The organism is Pandoraea sp. NE5, from assembly GCF_024363545.1.
GTDB lineage: Bacteria > Pseudomonadota > Gammaproteobacteria > Burkholderiales > Burkholderiaceae > Pandoraea > Pandoraea cepalis.
The window spans coordinates 3,891,247-3,916,752 of sequence record NZ_AP025517.1; the positions used below are offsets into that span (position 1 = coordinate 3,891,247).

At 64.8% G+C, this 25,506-nt stretch carries 19 protein-coding genes; 14 read left to right on the forward strand and 5 right to left on the reverse strand.

Annotation, left to right across the window (positions count from 1 at the left end; translation table 11 throughout):
- Positions 1–22 precede the first annotated feature (22 nt).
- The 5 genes from PanNE5_RS17750 (at position 23) to astA (ending at position 5,104) form a co-directional block, all read left to right on the forward strand.
- Positions 23–802: a basic amino acid ABC transporter substrate-binding protein gene (locus tag PanNE5_RS17750; RefSeq protein WP_017234558.1), complete on the forward strand. Its 780-nt coding sequence runs from the start codon at positions 23–25 to the stop codon at positions 800–802.
- A gap of 150 nt (positions 803–952) precedes the next feature.
- Positions 953–1,705, forward strand: a complete 753-nt coding sequence (locus PanNE5_RS17755) for an amino acid ABC transporter permease (RefSeq protein ID WP_017234559.1) — start codon at positions 953–955, stop codon at positions 1,703–1,705.
- On the forward strand, positions 1,689–2,411 hold the full coding sequence (locus PanNE5_RS17760) for an amino acid ABC transporter ATP-binding protein (RefSeq protein WP_017234560.1): 723 nt from the start codon (positions 1,689–1,691) through the stop codon (positions 2,409–2,411). The genes PanNE5_RS17755 and PanNE5_RS17760 overlap by 17 nt, the downstream gene beginning before the upstream one ends.
- Positions 2,412–2,618: 207 nt before the next feature.
- Complete coding sequence (locus PanNE5_RS17765; protein ID WP_261938498.1) at positions 2,619–3,860, forward strand: aspartate aminotransferase family protein; 1,242 nt, start codon at positions 2,619–2,621, stop codon at positions 3,858–3,860.
- A gap of 179 nt (positions 3,861–4,039) precedes the next feature.
- On the forward strand, positions 4,040–5,104 hold the full coding sequence (gene astA / locus PanNE5_RS17770; RefSeq protein ID WP_261939865.1) for an arginine N-succinyltransferase: 1,065 nt from the start codon (positions 4,040–4,042) through the stop codon (positions 5,102–5,104).
- Between the two features lie 29 nt (positions 5,105–5,133).
- On the opposite strand, the gene PanNE5_RS17775 is transcribed toward astA, so the two are convergent.
- The 4 genes from PanNE5_RS17775 to PanNE5_RS17790 form a co-directional block, all read right to left on the reverse strand.
- Positions 5,134–6,111 carry a spore coat protein U domain-containing protein gene (locus tag PanNE5_RS17775; protein ID WP_261938499.1) on the reverse strand — a complete coding sequence of 326 codons (978 nt, stop codon included), beginning with the start codon at positions 6,109–6,111 and terminating at the stop codon, positions 5,134–5,136.
- Complete coding sequence (locus PanNE5_RS17780) at positions 6,108–8,597, reverse strand: fimbria/pilus outer membrane usher protein (RefSeq protein ID WP_261938500.1); 2,490 nt, start codon at positions 8,595–8,597, stop codon at positions 6,108–6,110. The genes PanNE5_RS17775 and PanNE5_RS17780 overlap by 4 nt, the downstream gene beginning before the upstream one ends.
- 100 nt (positions 8,598–8,697) lie before the next feature.
- Positions 8,698–9,447: a molecular chaperone gene (locus PanNE5_RS17785; protein WP_017232248.1), complete on the reverse strand. Its 750-nt coding sequence runs from the start codon at positions 9,445–9,447 to the stop codon at positions 8,698–8,700.
- A gap of 33 nt (positions 9,448–9,480) precedes the next feature.
- Entirely contained in the window at positions 9,481–10,008 is a 528-nt protein-coding gene (locus PanNE5_RS17790) for a spore coat U domain-containing protein (protein ID WP_261938501.1), read from the reverse strand.
- Between the two features lie 747 nt (positions 10,009–10,755).
- Between PanNE5_RS17790 and dps the strand changes: the two genes are divergently transcribed.
- The 8 genes from dps to PanNE5_RS17830 all read left to right on the forward strand — a co-directional run bounded on the left by dps (position 10,756) and on the right by PanNE5_RS17830 (position 23,049).
- Entirely contained in the window at positions 10,756–11,241 is a 486-nt protein-coding gene (gene dps, locus PanNE5_RS17795; protein WP_017232245.1) for a DNA starvation/stationary phase protection protein Dps, read from the forward strand.
- 143 nt (positions 11,242–11,384) lie between these two features.
- On the forward strand, positions 11,385–14,090 hold the full coding sequence (locus PanNE5_RS17800) for a bifunctional acetate--CoA ligase family protein/GNAT family N-acetyltransferase (RefSeq protein WP_150562963.1): 2,706 nt from the start codon (positions 11,385–11,387) through the stop codon (positions 14,088–14,090).
- A 75-nt stretch (positions 14,091–14,165) separates the two neighbouring features.
- Positions 14,166–15,143, forward strand: coding sequence for a magnesium/cobalt transporter CorA (corA, locus tag PanNE5_RS17805; RefSeq protein ID WP_017232243.1), 978 nt, complete (start codon positions 14,166–14,168; stop codon positions 15,141–15,143).
- A gap of 248 nt (positions 15,144–15,391) precedes the next feature.
- Positions 15,392–16,690 (forward strand): CaiB/BaiF CoA transferase family protein, encoded by a 1,299-nt coding sequence (locus PanNE5_RS17810; RefSeq protein WP_261938502.1) that lies wholly within the window; start codon positions 15,392–15,394, stop codon positions 16,688–16,690.
- Between the two features lie 216 nt (positions 16,691–16,906).
- Positions 16,907–17,758, forward strand: coding sequence for a sulfite exporter TauE/SafE family protein (locus PanNE5_RS17815; protein WP_254440947.1), 852 nt, complete (start codon positions 16,907–16,909; stop codon positions 17,756–17,758).
- Positions 17,759–18,232: 474 nt separating this feature from the next.
- Positions 18,233–18,742, forward strand: coding sequence for a hypothetical protein (locus tag PanNE5_RS17820; protein WP_150562965.1), 510 nt, complete (start codon positions 18,233–18,235; stop codon positions 18,740–18,742).
- Positions 18,743–18,952: 210 nt separating this feature from the next.
- A complete protein-coding gene (locus PanNE5_RS17825) occupies positions 18,953–19,627 on the forward strand; it encodes a response regulator transcription factor (RefSeq protein WP_017232239.1) in 675 nt (224 codons plus the stop codon).
- A 44-nt stretch (positions 19,628–19,671) separates the two neighbouring features.
- Positions 19,672–23,049 (forward strand): hybrid sensor histidine kinase/response regulator, encoded by a 3,378-nt coding sequence (locus PanNE5_RS17830; protein ID WP_261938503.1) that lies wholly within the window; start codon positions 19,672–19,674, stop codon positions 23,047–23,049.
- Positions 23,050–23,071: 22 nt separating this feature from the next.
- Here the strand turns inward: PanNE5_RS17830 and PanNE5_RS17835 are convergent, their stop codons facing one another.
- On the reverse strand, positions 23,072–23,980 hold the full coding sequence (locus PanNE5_RS17835) for a LysR family transcriptional regulator (protein WP_017232237.1): 909 nt from the start codon (positions 23,978–23,980) through the stop codon (positions 23,072–23,074).
- A gap of 113 nt (positions 23,981–24,093) precedes the next feature.
- Between PanNE5_RS17835 and hmgA the strand changes: the two genes are divergently transcribed.
- The gene (gene hmgA / locus PanNE5_RS17840; protein ID WP_017232236.1) at positions 24,094–25,413 is read left to right on the forward strand and encodes a homogentisate 1,2-dioxygenase; all 1,320 of its coding nucleotides are present in this window, start codon (positions 24,094–24,096) and stop codon (positions 25,411–25,413) included.
- Positions 25,414–25,506: the final 93 nt, after the last annotated feature.

A 25,506-nucleotide genomic window follows, 5' to 3' on the forward strand; every position in this document is an offset into this window, starting at 1 on the left:
AATTCTCGCCAAGGAAATCAACATGTTGACGAAGCGCCTCGTGCTGGCCGCCGCCTGCTTTCTGACGACCTTCGCCGCGTTGCCGGCAGCGCAGGCCGCCGATCCCACGTACACGGTGGGCGCAGGCGGTACGTATCGCCCGTTCGAGTTCGAAACGCCGCAGAAGGAGCTGGCCGGGTTCGACGTCGACATCATCAAAGCCATCGGCAAGGCCGGCGGGTTCAATGTGAAGCTGGTCAGCACGCCGTGGGAAGGCATCTTCGCCACGCTCGACCAGGGCGATCGCGACATCATCATTTCGGGCATCACCATTACCGACAAGCGTCGTGAAATGGTGGACTTCTCGGCCCCATATTTCCCGGCCGATCAGGTCATCATCACCTCGCCGGGCGCCAAGGTCGCGGGTCTGGCCGATCTGAAGAAGCTTCAGGTGGGGGTGGTCAACTCGAGCACCGGCGACATTTCCGTGTCGGAAGAACTGGGCCGCACGAGCACCGCGATCCGCCGCTTCGACAATACGCCGCTGATGCTCGAAGAGCTGTATCGCGGGGGTGTTGACGCCGCCGTGGGCGACGTGGGCGTCATCAAGTTCTACATCAAGAGCCATCCGGAAAAGCCGTTCAAGCTGGTCTACGACAGCAAGTTCAAGCGCCAGTACTTCGGCATCGCCGTGAAGAAGGGCAATAAGGTCGCGCTCGACAAGATCAACACCGGTCTGAAGAAGATCGTGGCCGACGGCACCTACGCCAAGATCTACAAGCAGTGGTTCGACGCCGATGTGCCGTCGCTGCCGCAACAGTAAGCAACGCGTGTAAGATTCGCGCCACGCTCGCCAGAGACCTGGCCACTCGCGGCCCGTGAGCTGATCGTCGACTTCCGACGTCAACCCCCGGGCCGCGAGCGTTTTTCTGCCGGCCCGCCGGTTCGTTTCATTTCGTGAGAAAGGTGCTTCATGGGTGGGTTCCAGTGGAACATCATCAGCGAATACATGCCCCTGTTCGTCGAGGGCACGCTGATGACGCTCAAGTGCACGGTGATCTGCGTGATCGCCGGCACGTTACTTGGGCTCGTGCTGGGCGTCGGCCGACTGGCCGAAGCGCGTCACGGCTTCTATAAGTATTTCCTGCGCTACGCGGTGCAATACCCGGTGCGCTTCTATGTCAGTTTTTTCCGCGGCACGCCGCTGTTCGTGCAGATTCTGCTGATTCACTTCGCGCTGATGCCGGTGCTGATCAACCCCTCGGAAGGGTTGCTCGTGAGTGGCGACCTCGCGCGGGAAATCCGTTCGCAATACGGCGCCTTCATGTCGGCGGTGCTGGCCATCTCGCTGAACGCCGGGGCCTACGTGTCCGAAATTTTCCGCGCCGGGATTCAGTCGATCGATCGTGGGCAGGCGGAAGCCGCGCGCTCGCTGGGCATGACCTATATGCAGACGCTGCGCAAGGTCGTGCTGCCGCAGGCCTTTCGCCGCATGCTGCCGCCGCTGGGCAACAACGCCATTGCGATCGTGAAGGATTCGTCGCTGGCGTCGGCCATCGGTCTGGCGGAACTGGCGTATGCCGCGCGCACAGTATCGGGGGCATACGCTCGCTACTGGGAGCCGTATCTGACGATTTCGCTCATCTACTGGGTGATCACGCTGGTGCTGTCGGCATTTGTTCAACATCTGGAATCGAGGTACGGCAAAGGTGATCGTCGTCAATAACCTGCAGAAGCAGTACGGCGAGGCGCACGTACTGCGCGGCATTTCGTGCCGCATCGAAGAGAGCGAGGTCGTGTGTGTGATCGGGCCGTCGGGCTCGGGCAAGAGCACGTTCCTGCGCTGCCTGAACGGCCTGGAAGACGTGAGCGGCGGTGAAGTGCTCGTCAACGGTTTTCACGTGGAAGACCCGAAGACGGACATGAACGCCATGCGCGCGAGCGTGGGCATGGTGTTTCAGCGTTTTAACCTGTTTCCGCACATGACGGTGCTCGAGAACCTGATCCTCGCGCCGATGCAGGTCAACGGCATCAAGCGTGGCGAGGCCGTGACCATCGCCGAGCAACTGCTGCGCAAGGTCGGCCTGATCGACAAGATCGATGCGTTCCCGAACCAGCTCTCCGGCGGTCAGCAGCAGCGCGTGGCGATTGCCCGCGCGCTCGCGATGCAGCCCAAGGTCATGCTCTTCGACGAGCCGACCTCGGCGCTTGATCCGGAGCTGGTGGGCGAAGTGCTCGAAGTCATGAAGTCGCTGGCCGACGAAGGCATGACGATGGTCGTTGTGACCCACGAAATGGGGTTTGCCCGTGAAGTCTCCGACCGCGTCCTGTTCATCGATCAGGGCGTGATCATGGAAGAAGGCAAGCCGGAGCAGATTTTCTCGGCCCCGAAGCACGAGCGCACGCGCGAATTCTTGCGCAAAGTCCTGTAATTCTCACGATGGCGAGGCCCGCGGAGGTATATCCGAGGGCCGCATCTGATTACAATGCGAGGGTACGCGCGCCAAGTGCCATTGCCGTCCGGCATTGGCGCGCCGCCGGCCCCCTGAGCCACCAGCCAGGTTCTTTTCACAGGGCAGTGACCTTTGTCCAGGCCTGCCCCGCAATCGACGATTGCACTCCGATTTCACGAGGTAGTCATGAGCCAGCCAATCGCTGTGACCCGCCAGACGTTCGACGACGTGATGGTACCCAATTACGCTCCTGCCCAGATGGTGCCCGTGCGCGGCGAAGGCTCGCGCATGTGGGACCAGCAGGGTCGCGAGTATGTCGATTTCACCGGCGGCATCGCGGTCAATGCGCTTGGCCACGCCAACCCCGAACTGGTGAAGGTCATCGAAGCGCAGGCGCGCAAGGTCTGGCACATCGGCAACGGCTACACCAACGAGCCGGTGCTGCGTCTGGCCACGGCTCTGACCGACGCCACGTTCGCCGACAAGGCGTTCTTCTGCAATTCGGGCCTTGAAGCCAACGAAGCGGCACTCAAGCTCGCGCGCCGCTACGCCTACGACCATGCGGCCGAGCGCGGCGGCAAGGAAAAGAGCGAGATCATTTCGTTCTACAACTCGTTCCACGGCCGCTCGCTCTTCACCGTGAGCGTTGGCGGTCAGGCGAAATACACCGAAGGGTTCGGCCCGGTCCCGGCCGGCATCATGCACCTGCCGTACAACGACCTGGCGACCGTCGAGGCGACCATTTCGGACGCTACGGCGGCGGTCATCGTCGAGCCGGTGCAAGGCGAGGGCGGCGTGCTGCCCGCCGATCCGGAATTCCTGCAGGGCCTGCGCGCGCTGTGCGACAAGCACAACGCCTTGCTGATTTTCGATGAAGTGCAGACGGGCGTCGGCCGCACCGGCACGCTGTACGCGTATGAGCAATACGGCGTGACGCCGGACATTCTGACCACCGCCAAGGCACTGGGCAATGGGTATCCGATTGGCGGCATGCTCACCACGAACAAGATCGCCGCGAGCTTCTCGCCCGGCACGCATGGCTGCACGTACGGCGGTAATCCGCTTGCCACGGCCATCGCCGGGCGTGTGCTGGAACTGATCAACACGGCGGAGACGCTCAACGGCGTGAAGGCGCGTCACGATCATTTCATCAAGGGCATCGAGGCGATCAACGCGCGTCATGGCGTGTTCGACCATGTGCGCGGCATGGGGCTGTTGATCGGCGCGGTGCTCAAGCCGGCATTCGCTGGTCGCGCGAAGGACATCGTGGCGGAATCCGAAAAGCACGGTTTGATGGTGCTTGTGGCCGGGGGCGACGTGGTGCGCTTTGCGCCGTCGCTGAACATTCCGTTCGCCGATATCGACGCCGGTCTCGCGTCGCTGGAGAAGGCGGTCGCGGTCGTGGCGGCGACGGTGAAGGCGATCTGATCGCACCGGCCGACGTCACGACCTGACGGTATGCGGGACTTCGGGCCGGACCGACGGATGACGTCGCTCCGGCCTTTGTTTTACTCAATTCGCGGAAGGTGCTCATGACCCGTCAATCGACCATGGCGACGCCCCCGGCCGCCGACACGGACTTGCCCGACGCGGCAGCGACGACCTCGCTGCGCGTCGTGCGTCTGGCGCGTCGCGGCGATCTTCCCGCGCTGTTGAAGCTGGCGGCGCAGGCCGGCCCCGGCATGACGTCGTTCAAGCCTGATGAAGCGGCGCTCGAGGCGCGCCTGGCCCGAGTTGCCGCTACCTTGGCGGGGCAAGCCCCCACGGCAGAGCAAGGGTATCTGTTCGTGATGGAAGACGTCACCTCCGGCGAGATCGCCGGCGTGTGCGGTCTGGAGGCCGCAGTCGGGCTGGAGCAACCGTTCTATACGTATCGCAAGGATACGATCGTGCATGCGAGTCGCGAGCTGAACGTCTGGTCGCGAATGCTGACGCTCTCGCTCTCGAACGACCTCACCGGTTATAGCGAACTGTGCTCGTTGCTGCTCGATCCTTCGTGGCGCGGACATGGCAATGGCGCACTGCTCTCGAAGGCGCGTTTTCTGTTCATGGCGCAGTTCCCCGAGCGTTTCGGTCCGCATGTGTGTGCCGAGCTGCGCGGTTTTTTCGACGACAACGGGCAGAGTCCGTTCTGGCAGTCGCTCGGGCAACATTTCTTCAAGATCGATTTCGATCAGGCGGATTACCTCACCTCGATCGGCAAGAAGTCGTTTGTGGCCGAGTTGATGCCGAAGTACCCCATCTACGTCGACTTCCTCTCCCCGCCGGCGCAGGCCGCCATCGGGGTCACGCATCGCGATACGCTTCCGGCGCGCCGGTTGCTGGAACAGGAGGGCATGCGCTCCGGGGCACATGTCGACATCTTCGACAGCGGCCCGGTACTCGAAGCGCGCGTGGCCGACTTGCGCGCCGCACGCGACAGCCGTTATCTCAGCGTGACCCTCACGGGCACGGCCGGTCAGGACGAGGGGGCGGCGCCGGCCGTCCCCAACGGGGAGCCCTACCTCGTGGCGTGCCTCGGGCTGGACGGCTTTCGCGCCACGCTCGTCACGGGGCGTCCCGAGCGACGCGCGTTCGCGCTCAGCCCGCTCGCGGCGCAGGCGCTGGGTGTGAAGCAGGGCGACCGCATTCAGGTGCTGCCGCTCAAGCCGCCGCGCGCCGACGCGATCTGATCGTGCGCCGACGGCGGTTCGCCGCCGTCTCAGAATTGAATCGTTGCTGTCACCGTGTCCGTGTAGACGCCGGGGGCCGGTGTCGATTGCGACGGCACGCGCGCGTAGATCGGAATGAACTGAACGAGGCCGGTGCCGATGCCGGTCAGTGGCGACGTGCCCGATGAGCCATCCCCCCAGATCGTGGCGTAACCACTGTCCAAGTAGAGTTGATAGGCGACGTTGGCGCCGGTCTCCCCAGCCATCAGGCGCGACGTGACCGTGCCCAGCAGCCCGCCGGACAGGCTGACGCGATACGCGTCGTTTTGCGTGCATTGCACCATAAGCTGGCCCGCACCGGTCACCGGGCGGTCGAGCGCCGTTTGCGTGGCGAACGTGATGTTCGTCGCGGCGATCGTGCAGTTGTTGATGACGCTCACGTTCACGGTGAACGGCGTGCCCGGCACGGCGGTCATGGCGCTGCCGCAGTCCGGGACGGGCGACAGCGGGCCGTAGGGCGCATAGTGCAGGCTCGTGTCGGCCGACGTGAATGTCCGCGTGTAGACCGTGTTGCCGTTGCCGGACGTGGGCACCGTGGTCTGCGCCGCTGCGATTCTCCCGTAGACATTGACGTTCTGTGTCACCGTCCCGCCCAGAAGGTTGCGGGTCATCGTGAACGCGATCGCCTGACTCGGACCGCTTCCCCATGGGGTGGCGAATGAGGGATCGACATAGAGACCGAAATTGATGGTATCGCCCGCGTTCGTCAGCGCAAGGGGCTGACTCGCATTCAGCGCGAGACACACCTTGACGTTGGCGCTGCTGCCGAGCAACGGCCACGTGCACGAAATGGACACCGTGCCCGTTGCCGAGAGCGCGGCGCCGGAGATCGGACTGAAGGCCGCGAACGCGAGCGTCGGTGCCCCCACCGAACAAGTCTGCGCCTGCGCGTACGCGCACAGGAATGCGACACCGGCGGCCGCGATCGGGCGCCGCCGCGTCGGCAGGGTCCCGGTGGGAGGGGTCATGACGGATCCTCCTGTCCCCAGCGGACGGGGACGGGGCCAAAGGGCGCCGGGCGCTCGTTGGCGAGCGTGCCGAATGCGACGCAGGCCAGCGGACCGATGCGGGCGATGCGGCCTTCGGCGGGCGCGGCCCATTCGAACGAGACGCGGCAGCGCTGCCCAGCGTCTCGGGACTCCAGGGTGTTGATCGGCGCAAGGGCATCGACAAAGACGTCCCCGTCATAGCCGACCACCGTCGCGACGCCGCTCTGCACATGGCGCACCGCCGTCCCGGGGCGCAGCGGCTGGCCCGTGGCGCCTGTGAGGGTGACAAGCGCCGCACGATAGCGCCGCACCGGGAAACGCACCAGCACGCCGCTTCCCGCCTGAGGCGCAATGCGGCGCTCGGTCGTCAGCACTTCCATATCGACCGGTAGCTGCATGGGGTCGATGCCGATGCGCGCGGCTTCGAAGCCATTCAGATCCGGCACGAAATAGTAGCCGCGCGAATCGGTGCGGCCGATGGGCACCGATTCGCGCAGCACCGGCACGTCGACCTGTCGATCGGCGCTCACGAGGGCGAACGCATCGTAGGTGCGCCGTGTCGCGTGCACGCTGTTGTCCATGACGACCAGCGCGCCGGTCATGCCGAGGGCGGTGCCGGTACGTCGTCCCACCTGTTGCGCGAGGGCGGAGATCTGGCCGTGTCGCCCGAGATACTGCAATTCGCCTTGCACGGTGCGTTGCGAGAAGGCGCGTCCGCCAATGACCTGCCAACCCCAGCCACCACTGTAGTCCGGGGCACGGCTGGCACCCACCGATGCCTGCGTCTGCCCGTCCTGCTGGTTGAACGACACGCTACCCAGCGCGCCGCCGCCGAGCAACACGCTCAGCATGGCAAACACCCCATGGACGCGGTGGCGAGCGAAGTCGCGATATCCGCCGACGGAGAACATGCCGCGCGTGCCCGCCGGCAGTGCGAGGCTGGCCGACAGCACGCGGGTGGCCGGCTGGCCCGGCACGCGCTGTGAAAACCAGGCAAGCGAGGCCGTGCGGCTGCGTCCGAACGGCACGGACACACTCACGCGGTCGCTGGCGCGTGGCGCGGGCGCACCGTCGAGCGACGCGATATCACGATAACGTCCGGTGGTCCGGATCATTTGCACGTCGACGCCGATCCGTCGCGATAGGTATTGGTATCCCGCGCTCCACTGTGTGCCGGTGCCCCGGCCGCCCGAGATCGCGGCCGACGCGCTGACGACGCCCATCTGGCCGAGCGCCATCAGGGCGCCTGCGCCGCCCAGCGCGAGTCGGCGGCCGGCTTGTGCCTGCGCTTCCACCGTGACGGCGTCGGTCGCGCCATAGCGCGCGGTCACCGACGCCACAGGGTGGCGTCGATACGAGAATGAGCGCACGCCGTAATCGTCGCGCGGCAGGCCCGCTTCCACTGAAAAGCTCGACAAGCCGCTGGCCAGCCGCCGAGGGTCGATGTAGAGCGGGACGGTGGTGACCCGCTCGCGTCCGAGCGCGTCGCGCGTCACGACACTCGCCTGCAGGTCGCCGGTCAGACCGGGGGCATCCTGAATGACGAACGGTCCGGGCGGCACGTGTCCGCTCATGCGGCGCACACCATCGAGATAGACGTCGACCGACGACGGCACCACAGCGCTGCCGTGCAGCGTCGGTATCGGGAAGGTGACGAGGTCCGGACGCAGGCTGAAGTTGCGCCGCCATTGCAGGCCGGCAATGCGCAGCGAGCGCGTCCACGCGAGCGAGCCGGTGATGAGATCACCCGCCACCCAGGTCGTCAATCGGGCCGGGTCATCGTGCTGCCACCATGTGTCGTAGCGCCGATAGCCGTGGCGCCAGGCGGAGTGCTCCGCCAGCCCTGTCTGACGCACGGTGCCGCCGGGCCAGAAGCCGCGAACTTCGCTCCAGACGGACGCCCGCGTGAACCGGTCCCGCTGCACATACCCGTCGTAATTGATCAGCACGCCCGTGCCGGACGTCGCGGCCATGAAGACTGGGGGCGCACGGCCTAACGCATAGGGCGTGAGCCACGCGTCGCCGACTTGCAGGGCGAGCGTCTGGTGTGCGGCGTCGTACGTCGCACGCACGCCGTCGAGCGAATCGAGCGCGACGTCGGTCGCGTCGCGTGGTGGCAGTTGGGGCGAGGTCAAGCCGAGCAGGCGCAGATCGCCTGCTCGCACGAACCATCGCCCCTTCCGACGCAAAAACGGCGCGATCCGGCCGGTCGACTCGCCATTGACGATGACCTCCAGCACATAAGTTCCGTCAAGGCGGGACACGCTGCCGGCGCGCTGCGCAGACGGCGTGGCCGTGTCAGACACCGCGGCATTGTCGAACCGCGCGGTGCCTGCGGCGTCCGGTGCAGAGGTTGCGGCTGGTCCATCCTCCGACACCGTCGCAGCAGCGGCAGCGTGCGCATCGCCGGCCTTGCCGAAGGCGGCCGCGCCGAGCGCCATCGACGTGGCGAGCGCCGTAGCCACCGCTCCGGACGTGGCGCCGCTCCAACCCTGCGCCCCGGGAGTTCGCGAGTGACAGACCGGGGGAGTCGAGAGGGTGGCGGCACGGCCCCGGCGGACACGCTTAGCGCTCGCCATCCGACGCGGTGCCCGCGGCAAAGCGCATCGGTACGGCGTCGACGCGCGACTCGACCGTGAACGGCGCAACTGGCGGGGCGCCAGCGGGCCAACGCACGGCGAAGCGGCGCGTCTGCCCCGCGAGGACATAACCGAGCAGGCCGCGCGTCAACTGGACGCTGCGCCCGGAGGCGTCCAGCACGCGCGTGGCGCCAAGTTGCGCATGCCGTTCGCCATCGTTGTGCACCTCCAGTTCGCCTTGGGTGATGCGCACATCGAAGCGCAACGACGGCGCCCGCGCATCGCTTGCCTGCACGAACACCGGCAAGGAGTAACGCAGGCGGATCGAGATGCCCTCGACCGGCGTGGCACCGGTGGAGGGCAGTTCGTCGACGAGTAGCCGGTAGCTCTGCTCTTGCGGCTCGGCGACCTGCGCCATGCGCACGAGCCGCACGATCTGCCGCTCGCCGGGTTCGATGCGCAGGATCGGCGGGCTGGCGACGAGCGCGTCGCTCGGGGTGAGCACGTTGTCGCCATGGCGCTGCGTCCACGCAAACAGCCGGAGCTGACCGTGAATCGGCACGTCGCCGGAGTTGCCCAGCGTCAGCGTGGTGGCCGGCTGCGTGGGCAGGAAATTGACGATGACCGGCGAGACTTGCAGCGTGGCGCCGTTGCCGTCGGTCACGTACAGCGTCAACAGCGCGACGAACGCGCCGCCGCAAGCGTAGGCCGTTGGGCGGCGAACGGCGGGGCGCATGGGGCTTCTTGGGCGCATGATCGATCCCGTTTCTCAGAAGTACACCGTGGCGGTGACCGTCGACGAATAGACGTCCGGGGCCGGCATCGTGGCCGAGAGCGTCGCTTGTCCGTAGACCGTATGCACCTTCACCGCGCCGGTGCCCGAATCGCTCAACGTATTCGCCCCCTGCGTGTTGCCCCACGGCGTCGCGTAGCCGGCGTCCTGATAGAGGCCGAACGGAATGGTGGTGGTATTGCCGGAGAGGGTGCCCGCCAGCAGACGATCCGCCTCCGTCGAGTTCGGCACCGTACCGGCATTCAGCCCGATGTTGTACCCCGTCGTCGCCGTGCAGGTCACGCTCAGCGACGACGTACTTGCCACCGGTCCGGTCGCGGATCCCTGCACCGCGTTGAACGTCATCGGTGTGGCGGCAATGGTGCAGCCAGGGAGAATCGTCAATTGCACTCGCATTTGCGCCGTCGCCGACCCGTTGGTATAGACGGCGGCGCGTGCCTGCGCGCCGTGCGCCAGCAGGTAGACGATTCCGGAAAGGGACAAGCACAGTAGAGATCGATGCATCGTCATTCTCCTTTGGAGTCCTATGGGAGTTTGCTGAAGTGAGACTCGGGAACTACGCAAATCGCGTCTGTTCTAACGTCCTTCGCGGCCGCTTTTTACGTAGTCTATGAAGGTATTTGCCTGATTTCGGCGTTGACGAAAGGCTTTCGGAATCATCCCATCTTCACGGCGGGACGCCGCACGTCACGTATCGACCGAATACGCGCAAAGCGCATGTATCAGCATGACGCAGTGCGCACGGCGCTGTCCCCGTCGACATCGTCTGGGGAACGCAATGGCGCAAGTTTCATCCCATGGATGAGCGGTTGCCTCGTTGCTGGCGGCGTTGGCAAGGCGAAATTCCCGCGGAGGCGAGTGCTGGCGCGACGAGAAAATGGCGGCGCGATGATGTCAATCAAAGCGCGTGAGGATGGCACTCGACGACGCGCATATTTCACTTGATCTCGAAAGTAAGCAGTCTCTAGAATGACTTGGTGCTATGCATCGGACATCCTTTGCGCCAACGGTGTGATATAGGCCATCGCGCTGCGGCCCCTGTGCCTGTAGGTGTCGTCGGTGATGGCAGGCTTCACGTTGCGGGGCGTCACGCACGGCGCGTCGCAATCCCGCTCGGACATCGGCTGACGTGGTCACGCCGAGGTGCCGAGTCTTGCGCGGTTCCCTTCGTCCGCATGGGGTGGTCTGCGACGCCCCGATGCCGACGCCTTCCCCGGCAGCCCGCGGGCTGCCAGACGTCAGGAGTGTGAAATGGCTCTGAATCATACGCGTAACACCCTCGGTGAAAAGATTCGTATCGAATCGGTCAACCTGCTGAATCGCGGACTGGTCAACGGCATCGACGTCCAGCGGCAGGCCAAGCAAGCGCACTGGAACGTGCACGGTCCGGGCTTCATCGAGCTGCACTTGCTGTTCGACGACGTCTACAACGCGGCCCTCGAATGGGCCGACCTGTGTGCGGAACGCCTGGTTGCCCTTGGCGGTGTGGCCGACGGTCGCGTGAAGTCCGTTGCCGAGAAGACCGAACTGCCGGTCTACAAGAACGAATTCAAACGCGGTCTCGATCACGCGGCCGCGCTGGCCGAAGCGCTCGCGGCCTACGGCGAGATCATTCGCGGCCTGATCGACGCCTCGGCAGAGATCGGCGACGCCACGACGTCGGACGTCTTCACGGAAATCTCGCGTGGCGTGGACGACCATCTCTGGAAGGTCGAAGCGCACCTGCGGGGCGACTAATGGCGATGACGACGGGCGCCCTTGCGGGAGCCCGGTCGCAGCCCCGCTAGACCGCCTGCCCGCGAAGCGACAACGAACGCGCGCCCCGGCCATGCCCGGTGCGCGCGTTCGCATGCGTTCCTCTCGATCCACCCGGAGTTTCCATGACCACGCGTAATCTGAGCCAGATGTTCGCGCCGAAGTCGGTTGCCGTGATTGGTGCGTCGCTGCGCGAGCGGCGAGTGGGCACGACGGTGCTGAAAAACGTCATCGACGGCGGCTTCAGGGGCGAGATCTATCCGGTCAACCCGAAGTATTCGACGCTCGCGAATCTCAAGTGCTATCGCGACATCGGCGAATTGCCGCACGCCCCCGATCTGGCGGTGATCTGTACGCCGCCGGCGACGGTGCCCGACTTGATTCGTGAGCTCGGCGATCGCGGCACGCGTGCCGTCGTGGTGCTGACCTCGGGGCTTGCCCGCGAACGCGATCGCCACGGCGTGACACTACAGGAGCGCATGCTCAAGCACGCGAAGCCGCATGTGCTGCGCATCCTTGGACCGAATTGCATTGGGCTGCTCAGTCCCGGTATCGGGCTGAACGCCAGCTTCTCTCATATGGGGGCGCGCGAGGGCAAGCTCGCCTTCGTGTCGCAATCGGGCGCGCTCACCACGGCGGTGCTCGACTGGGCCGATGCGCGCGAGATCGGCTTCTCGCATTTCGTCTCGCTGGGCGACAGTGCCGATGTGGACTTCGGTGACATGCTCGACTATCTGGCGAGCGATCCCGGCACGGACGCCATCCTGATGTACATGGAATCGATTCGGCACGCGCGCAAGTTCATGTCCGCCGCACGTGCCGCGGCCCGCAACAAGCCGGTGGTCGTCATCAAGTCGGGGCGGGTGCCAGAAGGCGCGCAAGCCGCAGCGTCGCATACAGGGGCACTGGCGGGCTCGGACGATGTCTACGACGCAGCGATCCGGCGGGCGGGCATGTTGCGCGTCGACACGACCGACGACCTGTTTGCGGCGGTGGAGACGCTGGCACGGCTGCGCCCGTTCTACGGAGACAAGCTGTCGATCATGACCAACGGCGGTGGCGCCGGGGTGATGGCCACCGACGCCCTCGTGCTCGATGGCGGCAAGCTGGCACATCTGACCGACAAGACGCGCGCCGCCCTCGACGCCGTGCTGCCGACAACGCTCGGCCGTGTGAACCCGGTGGACATCGGCGGCGATGCCGATCTGGCGCGCTATACGGCCACCTTGGAAGCGTTGTGCGAAGATCCCGACACGGCGGCCGTGCTGTTTATTCAAGCGCCCACGGCGGTCATGCCGAGCCTGGACGTGGCGAACGGCCTTGCCGCGCTGCCGAAGCCGTCGAAGAACGTGTTCACGTGCTGGCTGGGCGGTGAGACGGCCGAGCGTGCGCGGCGCATTTGCCGCGAAGCCGGATGGCCGACATACGACACGCCCGAGAACGCCGCCCGCGCGTTTCTGGAAGCCGTCAACTATCGTCGCAACCAGTCGCTGCTGATGGAAACGCCGCCGTCGATCCCGCCCGGTTTCGCGCCCGACGTGGCCCGCGTGCGCGCAATGGTCGAGCGCGCCATGGGCGAGGGCCGGGCATTGCTCACCGAGCCCGAAGCGAAGGGCGTGTTGGCCGCGTACGGCATTCCGGTCGTGGAGACGCTCGTCGCCACGACCCCCGAGCAAGCGGGCGAACTGGCGCAAGGGATCGGTTTCCCGGTCGCGGTCAAACTGATTTCGCCGGACATCACGCACAAGTCGGACGTTGGCGGCGTGGTGCTCAATATCGAATCGGCCGAGCAGGCACGCGAGGCGGCGTGCCAGGTTCGCAAGCGTGCGCTCGCGGCCAAGCCGGAGGCGCGCGTAACGGGCTATTCCGTGCAGCGCATGGCCAACGGCGCGGAGGCGTTCGAATTGATCGTCGGGGTGGCGACGGACAACGTGTTCGGTCCGGTACTGCTCTTCGGGCAGGGCGGCACGGCGGTGGAAGTGATCGCCGATCGTACGATCGGTCTGCCGCCGCTCAACCTCAATCTCGCGCGCGACATGGTGGCGCGCGCGCGCGTGGCGAAGCTGCTCGCCGGCTATCGCAACCGACCGGCTGCCGATCACGAAGCCATCTACCTCACGCTCGTGAAGCTCTCGCAACTGGTGTGCGACGTGCCCGAGATCGCGGAGCTCGACATCAATCCGTTGTTCGCCGACGCGCACGGCGTGCTCGCGCTCGACGCACGTATCGTGGTGCGGCCGCCTGCCTTGCCGGGCCACGGGCGCCTGGCGATCCGTCCCTATCCGCAGGAACTGGAGTCTACCGTGGATGCGGGAGGCAGGCCGGTGCGGGTGCGTCCGATCCGGCCGGAGGACGAGCCGGCCTATAAAGCATTCTTCCACACGCTCACGCCACAGGACGTGCAGTTCCGTTACTTCGGCCTGATCAAGGAACTGTCGCATTCGCAGATGGCACGTGTGACGCAGATCGACTACGACCGTGCGATGACGTTCGTCGCCACGGAAAAGGACGAAGCGGGCAACGCGTGTCTGCTCGGCGTGGTGCAGGCGCTCGCCGATCCGGACAACACGGTGGCCGAGTTCTCCGTGACAGTGAGCCCTCAGGCGCAAGGGCGCGGCCTCGGGCGGGCGCTCATGGAGCATATCGTCGACTACAGCCGCAAGCGCGGCACCGGGGAACTGATCGGCTATGTGCTCACGGCAAATACGCGTATGCTGACCCTCGCCCGTCATCTCGGCTTTGTCGAGGACAAGGAGATGGAGGCGGGCGTCCTTCATATCCGGCTGCCGCTGCAACGCACGGCGCAGGCGCAGGACACCCGCGGGGCGTGACGGTCGAGGCCGGCCCGCTCACGGTGTCCCGGGCTCGCGCCGGGGGCAGGGCGGTCGCCTAGACCAGGAAGACGAATGCTAGTGAATTGCGTGGCCTATGAGGATGGCCGCAAGATTGCCGATCTGCATCCCGATGAAATCTCGGACTATCTACAGCGCCCGCACTGCTTCGTGTGGGTGGCGCTCAAGGACCCCGGGCCCGGCGAATTGTCGCAGATGCAACATGAGTTCGGTCTGCACGACCTGGCCGTCGAAGACGCGCAGCACGGTCACCAGCGACCCAAGATCGAGCAGTACGGCGACTCGCTGTTCGCCGTGCTGCACGTGCTGAACAAGGATGCCGACGGGGATTTTTCGACGGGCGAGGTGGCGATTTTCGCTGGGCACAACTACGTGCTGTCGGTGCGCTCGAACGCCACGCAGGGGCTCGGCATCGTGCGGGCCCGCGCGGAGAAGGAGCCGAATCTGCTGCGTCAGGGCTCGATCTTCGTGCTCTACGCGCTCATGGATGCCATCGTCGATAGCTACTTCCCGGTACTCAACGAACTCGAGGCACAGCTCGAAGCGATCGAGGAGCAGATCTTCACGCCGAATGCCCCCGCGAAGGGACGCGCGATCATCGAAGACCTGTATCAACTCAAGCGCCGGCTCATTACACTGCAGCACGCTTGCGTGCCGCTGATGGAGGCGGTCAGCAAGCTGTTCGGGGCGATGGCGCCCAAGCTCTGTGGCGGCATGCAAGAGTATTTTCGCGACGTCTTCGACCATCTTCAGCGCATCACGAAGAATATCGATCTGCTGCGCGAAATGGTCACGACCGCGCTGTCGGTCAATCTCGGCATGATCTCGCTGTCTGAGAACGAGACAACCAAGCGCTTGGGTTCATTTGCGGCGCTCTTCGCCGTGCCCACGATGATCGCGGGAATCTACGGCATGAACTTCGCCGATATCCCCGAACTGAAGTTCCAGTACGGCTACCCCCTGTGCATTGCCGTGATGATCGCCATCGATGCGCTGCTGTTCGTCAAGTTCCGCAAGGCCGGCTGGCTGTGACGACGGGGCCGCGAGCGGGCGCCGATATGAGCGTTTCCTGTACGTCCCCATGCACGGCGTCTATGTCAGACGCATGTTGCGATGTCCCCTTCGGCAGCCCTGTTGCCCGGTGGCAACGCGCCTCGTGGATGCCGCATTTTCTGCCGTGACCGGCGTGGAATATTTGCTCTAGAATGCGTGAACGCCGCGTCAGACGGTTGCCAAGGGTTGAGAACAACAAGAAACGCCAGGCAAATAGGGGTCAGATATTGAACGCACCACTCTCGGGGATCCGCGTCATCGAATTCAGTCGTGGCGCGGCCGCTGCTTACTGCGGCTTGTTGCTGGCCGACATGGGCGCAGACGTTATCTTGGTCGACGATCCGGTCGACGACAATGCCAACGACAACTCGAGTCCGCTCGGCGCATCGGCCCAGGTCGGCCTGCGGCGCAACAAGCGCTCCGTCGCACTCGATTTGCTCACGCTCGACGGCCGCAACCTTGCCCATTCCCTGGTGCGCGGCGCGGACGTTGTCGTCGAATGTTTGCCACCGGGAACGCTCGCGCGCGCCGGGCTCGGTTACGACGCGTTGTCGGCCGTACAGCCGCACCTGGTCTACGTGTCGATCTCCGCGTTTGGTCAGGATGGCCCGCGCGCGGCGCCGCAGCCCGGCGTGCCAGCGCTCGACGCGTTGCGAGGCATGCTGGGGGCGTCGCCGGGGGGGCTGGAGCCGCCCCGCGACTTGCCGGTCGCCGATCTGGCCGCGGGACTCTATGCCGCGTTCTCCGTGTCTTCGGCGCTGGTCGCTGCCAAACAGCAAGGCCGCGGTGTTCACATCGACGTGCCGATGCTCGGCACAACGCTTGCCATCGCGTCACTTCACGCGGGTGAGCAGGGCGCGCTAGCCGCGCAGCGCGCCGGGTTGGTGCCCGGGGAGGCGTCGGCCGCCGCCTCCGATGTTGCGCAGGGTACGGAGCGGCATCGATACGGCGGGACGGTGGCCGCCACACGAAGCAAGTTGTCGCCGCTGGCAATTGACGACGAGGAGGCCGCGCGCTTCGGTGGGCCGTCGGCACCGTGGCCCACGTTTCGGGCCAGAGATGGCTATTTCGGCATGGATCTCGATGGACAAGCGCATTGGCAGGCGATTTGCGCGCTGATGCATCGCGTCGATCTGCTCGACGATTCGCGTTTCGTCAACGCGCGCGAGCGAGCGCGCCATCAAGCTGCGCTGCGCGACGTGCTGGAAACCGTGTTTGTGCAGGAGGATCGCAGTGAGTGGCTCGCCCGGCTGGTTGCCGTGGGCGTGCCATGTACGGAGATCAGCACCTATTCGCGTGTTCTGGCCGATCCGCAGGTGGCCCATATGGGCTGGGTGCGGCCGGTGGTGTTGCCCAGCGGCGAGACGACTCACACCATCGTTTCGCCCGTCCGGCTTAATGGCCAGCGCCCGGTCACGTATCAGGATCCGCCTGCGCCAGGGGCCCATACGTGCGATATCCTCGCCGAACTCGATGCCGCGGATGGGCCTTCGACCCGGCGCGATGAACCGCCACAAGGCGGGTAACCTTTCCATCGTTGTTTGCGGCTTGCCGCTTCCCGGTACGGCGACGTCTGAATGACGTTGCCTGCTTTGCCCTGCCTGCTTGACGCATCAGGCCTCGCGATTCCCCCACCGATTGGGACTTTTCCGTTGTTTGTAGACTCTATATAATCCATGGTCATAAGCATATGACTAATAGTGATTTGGGCCGCCAAGTCGCTTTCCGCTGGATTCCTTGCCATGTCCCTAGAATTTTTGAGTGCTTCCCCGATGGCTGCTTTGCTCGGGGCCGCGGTCGGCCTCGTGCTGGGTTTGACCGGTGCGGGAGGCGGCATTTTTGCTGTGCCGGCGCTGGTCTTCGGGCTGGGGTGGGGCGTGCCGCAGGCCGGCCCGGTGGCCCTGCTCGCCGTAGGCGCAAGTGCCGCCGTGGGGAGCGCCCATGGACTGCGTGTCGGCCTCGTGCGCTATCGCGCGGCAATGCTGATGGCCGGGATCGGGGTCGCCGTGGCGCCGCTTGGCACGTGGATGGCTCACCGACTGCCGGAACGTTGGCTCGTTGGACTCTTCGCCATCGCAATGATGGTCGTGGCGGTGCGCATGTATCGCGCGTCGCGCGCCGGGACAGCGGGCACCGATAAAGGCACCGATCTGGCGGCGTCGGCCGGTGCCGCGCCGCAACCGCCATGCCGAATGAATCCAGAGACGGGACGATTGCACTGGACGCGGCGCGTCGCCGCCACGCTCGGCCTCATCGGCGCGGTGTCGGGCTTCGCGTCGGGACTGCTGGGCGTGGGGGGCGGATTCGTGATCGTCCCCGCGTTGCGGCGTTTCACCGACATCACGGTACACGGCGTCGTGGCGACGTCGCTTTTCGTCATCGCGTTGATTTCCGCGGGCACCGTGGCCAACGCCTGGTGGAACGGCATGCATCCGGGCCCCCAAGGGTGGATGTTCGTGGTTGGCGGCATCGTCGGCATGCTGCTCGGGCGCGCCCTGACACCGCACATCGCGGCGTCCAGACTGCAGCAAATCTTCTCGGCACTGATGGCCGCGGTCGCCCTGGGCATGTTCGCCAAAGCCTTCGGCGTCTGACATGCCGCAGCGGCGGTTGTGCCATCGCGCGGCACACGCAGATCCTTCAAAAATCGCTACGCCTTGCGAGTGACTCACGACGTCACTTGCATTCTCGTACCCGCTGCGTACCCATCGTGGTTGACATCCCGGGAATGCATGGAATGAATCTTTCCGTCGCCCGGTTGTCCACTGAGACGTGGTGCTTGCATGACGGGTACGTAATCCGAGTTGTTCCCGCATGGAGGCGCCGCATATTGCGTGCGCTGCGCGCCTCGCATTCGGTAATCCGCCTAATTTGGACTAGGATGTTTCCCATAAGGAGATCCAAAATGGCTGGATTTTGTAGATTTATCCTATATTTCTGCTGGTCGCAAATCAGCGCGTGACGTTGAAGTGTCACGCGGTATGTCGATTGGCTTTGCATCGATGACCACGACATACGTTGACGCTTCGGCGTCCTCCTCGTTCCGCTGTTCGAGTGCCAAGCGAGTCATGGGCCACCTCACTTTTGCTACGCTGACACGCCTGAGCGGCGCCCTTCTGATGACGTGGCTCGCGGGATGCAGTGAATACCAGGCATCGACACCGGGTGTGTCGGCGGCGGGGCAGGCGTCGGAACGCGTCGGCACGCCGCCGTCGGTGGCAGCGCAACTGGCTGCGGCCCCGCGTGCGGTTGAAACGCGGATGCGGCCGGTCGCCGCCGCCGTGGCGATGAGTGCCACGCCGAAGGTCGGTCAGGTGGTGAGCGGGACGTATCGATGGATGGCCGATTGGCCTGAGACCCACAGCGTGCATCAATGGGAAGCGGCGTCGGGACCGACGCGTATTCGCGTTGTCGCACGAGCACGCGAGATGATGCCGTCGGCGGGTTTGCGCGGAGTGCGCCTTCGCTATTGCGTCAAGCCTGTCATGGGCACTGGCGCAGCGCGCTTGACGGGCCACAAGACGTGCTCTGGCTGGACGACGGTCGAGGGTGCGGGCGCCGCCGGCGTTGCCGGATAGCGATGACGTTTCCGGCGCACCGGGCCGGAGGTGGCGATGCGCCGCCGGGTCGCGGCCTGCCGGCGTCCACAGTAGTAACGCGGTTACGCCTTCGTGACCACCGAGTGTGTTGGCTCGACCCACATTCCTCTTTTGGGAAGCCATGACGCGTAGACACGGCGAAGGATCGCACGCGCCCACGGCTGACTTCTTTTAAAAGGATTCTGCAAAATGATGGTAAAAATTCTGATCGCGGATGATCATCCGATCATCGCCTCGACACTGCGTGAAATGCTGTCCCCGGATCCGGGTTTCCACGTGCTGCCGCCCGTCACCAACTCGACCGAGCTCTTCAAGGCACTGGAGACGAATTCGGTCGACGTGCTGATTACCGACTACTGCATGCCCGGCGGCACCTTTGGCGACGGCCTGGTCATGATCAATCGTGTGCGTCGCAAGTATCCGGACGTCAAGATCATCGTGTTCACCTCGATCGAACAACCGGCCATCATCCACGCGCTCGACAGTTGCGGCGTGCTGGGCGTGATGACCAAGTCCGACGATCTGCGCGAAATCACGGTGTGTGTGGAGCGTTGCCGACGTGGCATGAGCTATCGGGGGGGGCGCGCCGAGCAGATTCTCGAAGAGCAGATGCGCCGCAAGCCGACCGCTCGCCGTCCGCTTTCCCCGAAGGAAATGGAAGTGCTGCGCATGTACCTGGACGGTCTGAACGTGTCGCAGATTGCCGATGCCCTCAAGCGTTCGGCCAAGACGATCAACAATCAGAAACGCATGGCGATGAGCAAGTTGGGCTGCCGTACCGATATGGAGCTGTTCAAGCTGCACGTCTCGAGCCCGGTTCAGTTTTCGCGTCACGGCGAAGTCGAAATGCCGAGCGCCGTCTGAGTTTGACTCGACATACGACATTGGCGTCCGCGTCCGATGCGACGATGACGCGTGACATCGCGATTGCAGGCCGCCTGCTTCGTATCGGTGGCTTGCTGGCCCTGCTTTTTGGTTTGTCGGTCTGGGTCGCTGTGGTGTCCTACGCGTTGTTCGGCATGGTCTGGCAAGGGGGGCAGAAGACGGCGACGTTCTTCGCGACCGTGGGCCACGAGATCCGCGACGTCGAAATTTTCAACGAGCAGGCCAGTACGATGGCGCAAGCCGCACTGGCGAGCAACGTTCGTCCGGGCGGTGTTACACAATCACTCACCGATCGGATTCTGGGCCCGCTGCTTACCATGCCGATCGGCACGGCGAAGCGCGTTGCCGGCGTGGGGTTCGATGGCGACTTCCAGATTGTCAAGCTGGCGGAGATCCCGGCTGAGCGAGCGCAGCGATTGGCGCGCCTCACCCTTCGGTTGATGATTCTCGATGCCAACTTCTGGAGTGCGCTGGGTGGGCAGGACGAAACCTTCATCATCTCGGCGGACGGCGCGTTTGCCGCTCGCCGTACGTCGTTCGACCTGCAGCCCGTCAGCGCGACGGATCTCGCGCGTGACACCAACGCGACGCTCGCCGAGATCAACAAGGTCGAGCGTTATGCCGCGCGTCGTCCCACGAGCAACGACGGTCCGTTCTGGACCTACAACTACAAAAATGCACTTTCCGGTTTGACGGCGGTCTCGAGCTTCGTGCCAATTCGCGATCTCGACGGTCATCTGATGGCCTACGTCGGCACCACCATGGCGCCCGACAGCATTGTGCCGCCGCGGCTGCGAACGCTGGAGCACACGGGCGAAGCCCTCCAATTGGTGTCGGCGGACGGGTTCGTGGTGGCAAGCGCCGGCGCGTCGCTCTCGTCGTTGGGACATTTGCGTACGCTCGCCACGTTGCCGCTCTTTGGTGACGCGCAAATGGCGGTGCGTTACGACGGCGAGCGTCTGGTCTTCGAGCGTCATCCGGCGTCGTCGCCGTGGTTCGTCCGGTATACCGTTCGTCCGATAGATTTACTGCAGCAAAATGCCACGCTGTTGATCGGCGCCACGTTGCTGTTGTGTCTCTATGCGGCCGCCGTGTACGCCGGGATGCGCTACATGCGCCAACGCATGATCGAGCCGGCGCGTCGACGTACGACGGCCCTGCTCGAACGAGACGCCTTCACGCAAACCCTGATCGAGACGGCCCCCGTCGGCATGGCGATCATCGATCCCTTCGAGCCCAGTGTGGTGATGAGCAATCCTGCGTATGCGGGCACCGTCGATTTGCTTCGAAATCTGGGCGATGGCGAGTTGACGCGCATGTACCGCCAACTGCACAGCGGTGTGGTGGCGCGTCCGGTGCGGCGTTTGCTGAGCGCGATCGACGACGCCGGCGAGCGTCACTACGCCGTGAGCTTCGTCGATACTGTCTTTCGTGAACAGTCGGTGCTCATCGCCACACTGTCCGACGTGACAGAGCAACGCCGCTTCGAACTGGAGCAACGCAAGGCGCGGCTTGCCGCCGAGAGCGCCAATCGCGCCAAGGATGTCTTCCTGACGACCGTTAGCCACGAAATGCGTACGCCGTTGTATGGCACGCTCGCGTCGCTTGAACTGTTGAGCGCGCAGCGTCTGGGCGAAGATCATCGGTATTACGTCGATGTGATGGAAAGCTCGACGCGCAATCTGCTCGATCTCATCAACGATCTGCTGGACTATTCTCGGATTCAGGTCGGTCGCTTCGAACTGAATGGCCGCGATGGCTTGTTGCTCAAGGAGCTCGAAGCCATCGGCTTGTCGTTCACGGGACGTGCGCGGTTGCAGGGACTCACGCTGGACTGGATGATCGACCCGCAGCTCTCGCGTGCCGTGCATACCGATGCGCTGCGACTCGGACAGGTCGTGACAAATCTTGTCGGCAATGCCATCAAGTTCACCGAGAAAGGGTACGTCGCCTTCAGCGCCATGGTGACGCGCACTGACCCTCAGGGCTGTGACGTGGCCTTCACGGTCAGCGACAGTGGCGTTGGCATTGCGCCTGCCGATCTGGCGGACTTGTTCCGGCCGTTCGGCAAGAGTACGTCGGAGCCGGGCATGCAGCACGGCACCGGCCTGGGGCTCGCGATCTCGCATCAGTTCGTGGGTATGCTCGGCGGCGTGCTGCAGGTCGACAGTCAGGAGGGCGAGGGCACGACAATGCGCTTCACGCTCCGTCTGCCCTGGGCGTCGGACAGCGAGATGTTGCCCGTCGTCGGGAGAGGCGAGACGTTTGCGTATGTGAGCGGACTCGCTCGCCGCCATGCGTATCTCGACGCATTGATTCGTCGGGCGGGTTACCTGCCGGTCAGATATGACGACGCGGTATCGTGGTCTTCGGGCAGTGGCCGCGTTCAGGACGCGGGCTTGCTCATGTTTGCCGACGAATGGCCGGTGCGCGGTATGGCGGGCTCGGAGGTGTATCTGCTGCGCTCGACGCCGGTCGATCGTCCGGCCGGCAGCGCCCCCGCGTGGCCGCGCGACATCGCGTTGTTCCAGCAGGCGGAGCTCTGGGATGCGCTCGGCCTCGTGTCGGCGCCCGGGCTTGCCGCGAGCGGTGACTTGCCGGGCGCCCCCGGCGCCCCCGGCGCGCAGGCGCGTATCAAGCCGTTGGCCGGGTGGTACGTGCTTGTCGCGGACGATCATCCGATCAGCGGCATGTTGCTGTCCCGGCAGTTGGAAGGACTGGGCGCGATGGTCGATTGCTATCACGACCCGCGCGAGGCACTTGACGCCTTCGATGCGGAATCCCACATGCTGGTGATCACCGATGCCAACATGCCGCACCTCTCCGGGCATGCGTTGGCTACGCAGATCAAGGCGCGCGCGGCCCATGTGCCGGTGATCGTCGCGACGGCCGACGTCACAATGCGCACCGACCGCGACGAGACGTCCCCGTTCGACGCCGTCGTCTACAAGCCGGTGGATGCGCGCTCGTTGTTGCGCGTGATTGAACGGATACGGGCGCGCTATCCCTCGCTGTGCGTGGACATCGCGCCGCTTCCAGCGTCATCGGACCTGATCGACAGCGGACCGACGCCGTCCTCCGACTCGACATCGGCGAAGGACTGGCGGCCACCGCTGTCCGACATGCTCGACACGTTCGTGAAGATTGCCGATCAGGACATCGCCAATTGCCGGGCAGCGTTGGTCGACCCATCGCGCGACACTCTCCGTCATTCCGCGCATCGTTTGCGGGGCGGTTTCATGGCATTCGGGCTGAGTTCGCTGGCATCGCTCGCGGCGCAGGTGGAGCATCTGGCGCCCCAGGCGTCCGTCGGACAGATGGAATCGGCGTTCGAAGTGCTCGACGCCGCGTGGAACGACTGGCTGCGTGCGCAGGGACATGCCATTGCCAACGACGCCTGACGGCAGCGTCAGGCGCTCGTCGTCACGACTCGGCGAAGTGCTCCGAAATCAATTGGCGTAGCCACTGATTCCCGCCGTCCTGATGGTAGCGACGGTGCCAGAACACATTCGTTTGCAGCGCGGGCAGCCGGAGCGGCGGTTTGACGAAGCGCAGCCCGAACGGCGCGGCGGCACGCTCTGCAAACTTCTGCGGCACGGTGACCACGAGATCATTGACGCTCACGACGTACGGCACGGCGATGAAGTGGGGGACCCAGACATTCGCGTCGGCCCCGAAGCCGGCCTGCGCCAGCAGTTGATTCACGCGCGCATAAGGATTGTCGCCCGTGGCGACGAACAGATGGCGTGCGGCCTGGAATTCCGCCAGCCCTGCATGCGGCGTGTCGAGCGCGTGGCCGATGCGGAACAGGCTCACATACTGCTGACGGAACAACCGGCGCTGGAAAAATGGCCCGGTCAGATCGTCGAACGCGCCCACCGCGAGGTCGATGCGCCCCGACGCCATGGCGTCCTTCAGGTCGGGCAACGTCGTTCGGACGGTGCGCAGGTGTACCCCAGGCGCAAGCCGGGTGCATAGATCGACGAGCGTCGGCATGAAGTACACCTCCCCCACATCCGTCATTGCCAACGTAAACTCCCGCTGACTGCTCGCCGGATCGAACGCCTCCCGGTGATTGATGGCGCGCGAGATGCCGGCCAGGGCCACCGAGACAGGCTCGGCGAGCGCCTCGGCGAACGGCGTGGGTTGCATGCCCGCGCCGGTGCGTGTGAAGAGTTCATCGTCGAACGTCTGCCGCAGGCGGGCCAACCCGTTGCTGACTGCGGGTTGAGACAGCCCCAATTCGCGTGCGGCCTGAGAAATGCTCCGATGCGTGAGTACCGCCTGAAAGACGACCAACAGGTTCAAATCGACGTCGCGTAAGGAAATCATGAGGCGGCGATATTATTCGCGTTATGAATAGAGTGGATTCGTCTATTTATATCGCAAAATGTCATCGCTTGTCGGACAATATTTCCATTCGACATCAGGAGACGAGGCTACTTATGCGTCAAGCAGATCAAATACAGGGGGAGCTGGGCTACCTGTCCGGTTTTGGCAACGAGTTCGCGACCGAAGCATTGCCCGGTGCGCTGCCTGTCGGGCAGAACTCTCCGCAGCGTGCGCCGTACGGCCTGTATGCGGAACAGCTCTCGGGCACGGCGTTCACGGCACCGCGTGGTCATAACCGTCGCTCGTGGGTGTATCGCATTCGTCCTGCCGCGATGCACAAGCCGTTCACCGCCGTCGCGGCGTCGCGCTGGCTGAGCCGTTTCGACGACGTGCCGACGCCCCCGGACCAGTTGCGTTGGGACCCACTGCAGATGCCCGAGGCGCCGACCGATTTCGTCGACGGCATGGTGACGATGGCCGGCAACGGCAGCCCGGATGCCGGGCGCGGTTGCGGCATTCATCTGTACGCGGCGAACCGGTCGATGGACGGCCGCTTCTTCTACAACGCCGACGGCGAGTTGCTCGTCGTGCCGCAGGAAGGCCGTTTGCGGATTGCGACGGAATTCGGTGTGCTCGACGTGGCGCCCTACGAAATCGCCGTGCTGCCGCGTGGCGTGCGCTTCCGTGTGACGCTGCCCGATGGCCGCGCGCGCGGCTATGTATGCGAGAACTATGGCGCGTTGTTCCGTCTGCCGGATCTCGGTCCGATCGGCTCGAACGGCCTGGCGAATCCGCGCGACTTCCTCACGCCCGTGGCGGCCTATGAGGATGTCGAAGGCGACTTCGAGCTGGTGGCGAAGTTTGGCGGTGCGCTGTGGCGTGCCGACATCGGTCATTCGCCGCTTGACGTTGTGGCCTGGCATGGCAACTATGCGCCCTACAAGTACGATCTGCGTCACTTCAACACGATCGGATCGATCAGCTTCGACCACCCGGATCCATCGATCTTCCTGGTGCTGCAATCGCAAAGCAATGCGCCGGGCGTTGACGACATCGACTTCGTGATCTTCCCGCCGCGCTGGCTGGCGATGGAAAACTCGTTCCGCCCGCCCTGGTTCCACCGCAATATCGCCAGTGAGTTCATGGGGCTGATCCAAGGCGTCTATGACGCCAAGGCCGAGGGATTCGTGCCGGGCGGCGCCAGTCTGCACAACTGCATGACGGGCCACGGCCCCGATGCGGACACGTTTGAAAAGGCTTCTGCCGCTGACACGAGCCAGCCGCACAAGGTCGACGCGACGATGGCGTTCATGTTCGAGACGCCGGCGATCATCCGCCCCACACGCTTCGCGCTGGAGACCAAGCAGCGGCAGGACAACTACTACACCTGCTGGCAAGGGTTGAAGAAGCACTTCAACCCGAACCAGAAGTAAGCGGCCTCGCGTCGCAACGTCGCCAACCCCTGACACGGCCGGCCGCACCCTTCGATGGTGCAGCGCCGGCCGATGCGCTGTCTCAAACGAGGA

Excerpts from the sequence above, each read along its gene's own strand:
- PanNE5_RS17755 (WP_017234559.1), top strand. The coding sequence starts at position 953 with ATGGGTGGGTTCCAGTGGAACATCATCAGCGAATACATGCCCCTGTTC.
- dps (WP_017232245.1), top strand. The coding sequence starts at position 10,756 with ATGGCTCTGAATCATACGCGTAACACCCTCGGTGAAAAGATTCGTATC.
- corA (WP_017232243.1), top strand. The coding sequence starts at position 14,166 with ATGCTAGTGAATTGCGTGGCCTATGAGGATGGCCGCAAGATTGCCGAT.
- PanNE5_RS17790 (WP_261938501.1), bottom strand. The coding sequence starts at position 10,008 with ATGCATCGATCTCTACTGTGCTTGTCCCTTTCCGGAATCGTCTACCTG.
- PanNE5_RS17775 (WP_261938499.1), bottom strand. The coding sequence starts at position 6,111 with ATGACCCCTCCCACCGGGACCCTGCCGACGCGGCGGCGCCCGATCGCG.
- PanNE5_RS17820 (WP_150562965.1), top strand. The coding sequence starts at position 18,233 with ATGGGCCACCTCACTTTTGCTACGCTGACACGCCTGAGCGGCGCCCTT.
- PanNE5_RS17815 (WP_254440947.1), top strand. The coding sequence starts at position 16,907 with ATGTCCCTAGAATTTTTGAGTGCTTCCCCGATGGCTGCTTTGCTCGGG.
- PanNE5_RS17750 (WP_017234558.1), top strand. The coding sequence starts at position 23 with ATGTTGACGAAGCGCCTCGTGCTGGCCGCCGCCTGCTTTCTGACGACC.
- PanNE5_RS17765 (WP_261938498.1), top strand. The coding sequence starts at position 2,619 with ATGAGCCAGCCAATCGCTGTGACCCGCCAGACGTTCGACGACGTGATG.
- PanNE5_RS17825 (WP_017232239.1), top strand. The coding sequence starts at position 18,953 with ATGATGGTAAAAATTCTGATCGCGGATGATCATCCGATCATCGCCTCG.
- PanNE5_RS17830 (WP_261938503.1), top strand. The coding sequence starts at position 19,672 with ATGACGCGTGACATCGCGATTGCAGGCCGCCTGCTTCGTATCGGTGGC.
- PanNE5_RS17835 (WP_017232237.1), bottom strand. The coding sequence starts at position 23,980 with ATGATTTCCTTACGCGACGTCGATTTGAACCTGTTGGTCGTCTTTCAG.
- PanNE5_RS17785 (WP_017232248.1), bottom strand. The coding sequence starts at position 9,447 with ATGCGCCCCGCCGTTCGCCGCCCAACGGCCTACGCTTGCGGCGGCGCG.
- hmgA (WP_017232236.1), top strand. The coding sequence starts at position 24,094 with ATGCGTCAAGCAGATCAAATACAGGGGGAGCTGGGCTACCTGTCCGGT.
- PanNE5_RS17800 (WP_150562963.1), top strand. The coding sequence starts at position 11,385 with ATGACCACGCGTAATCTGAGCCAGATGTTCGCGCCGAAGTCGGTTGCC.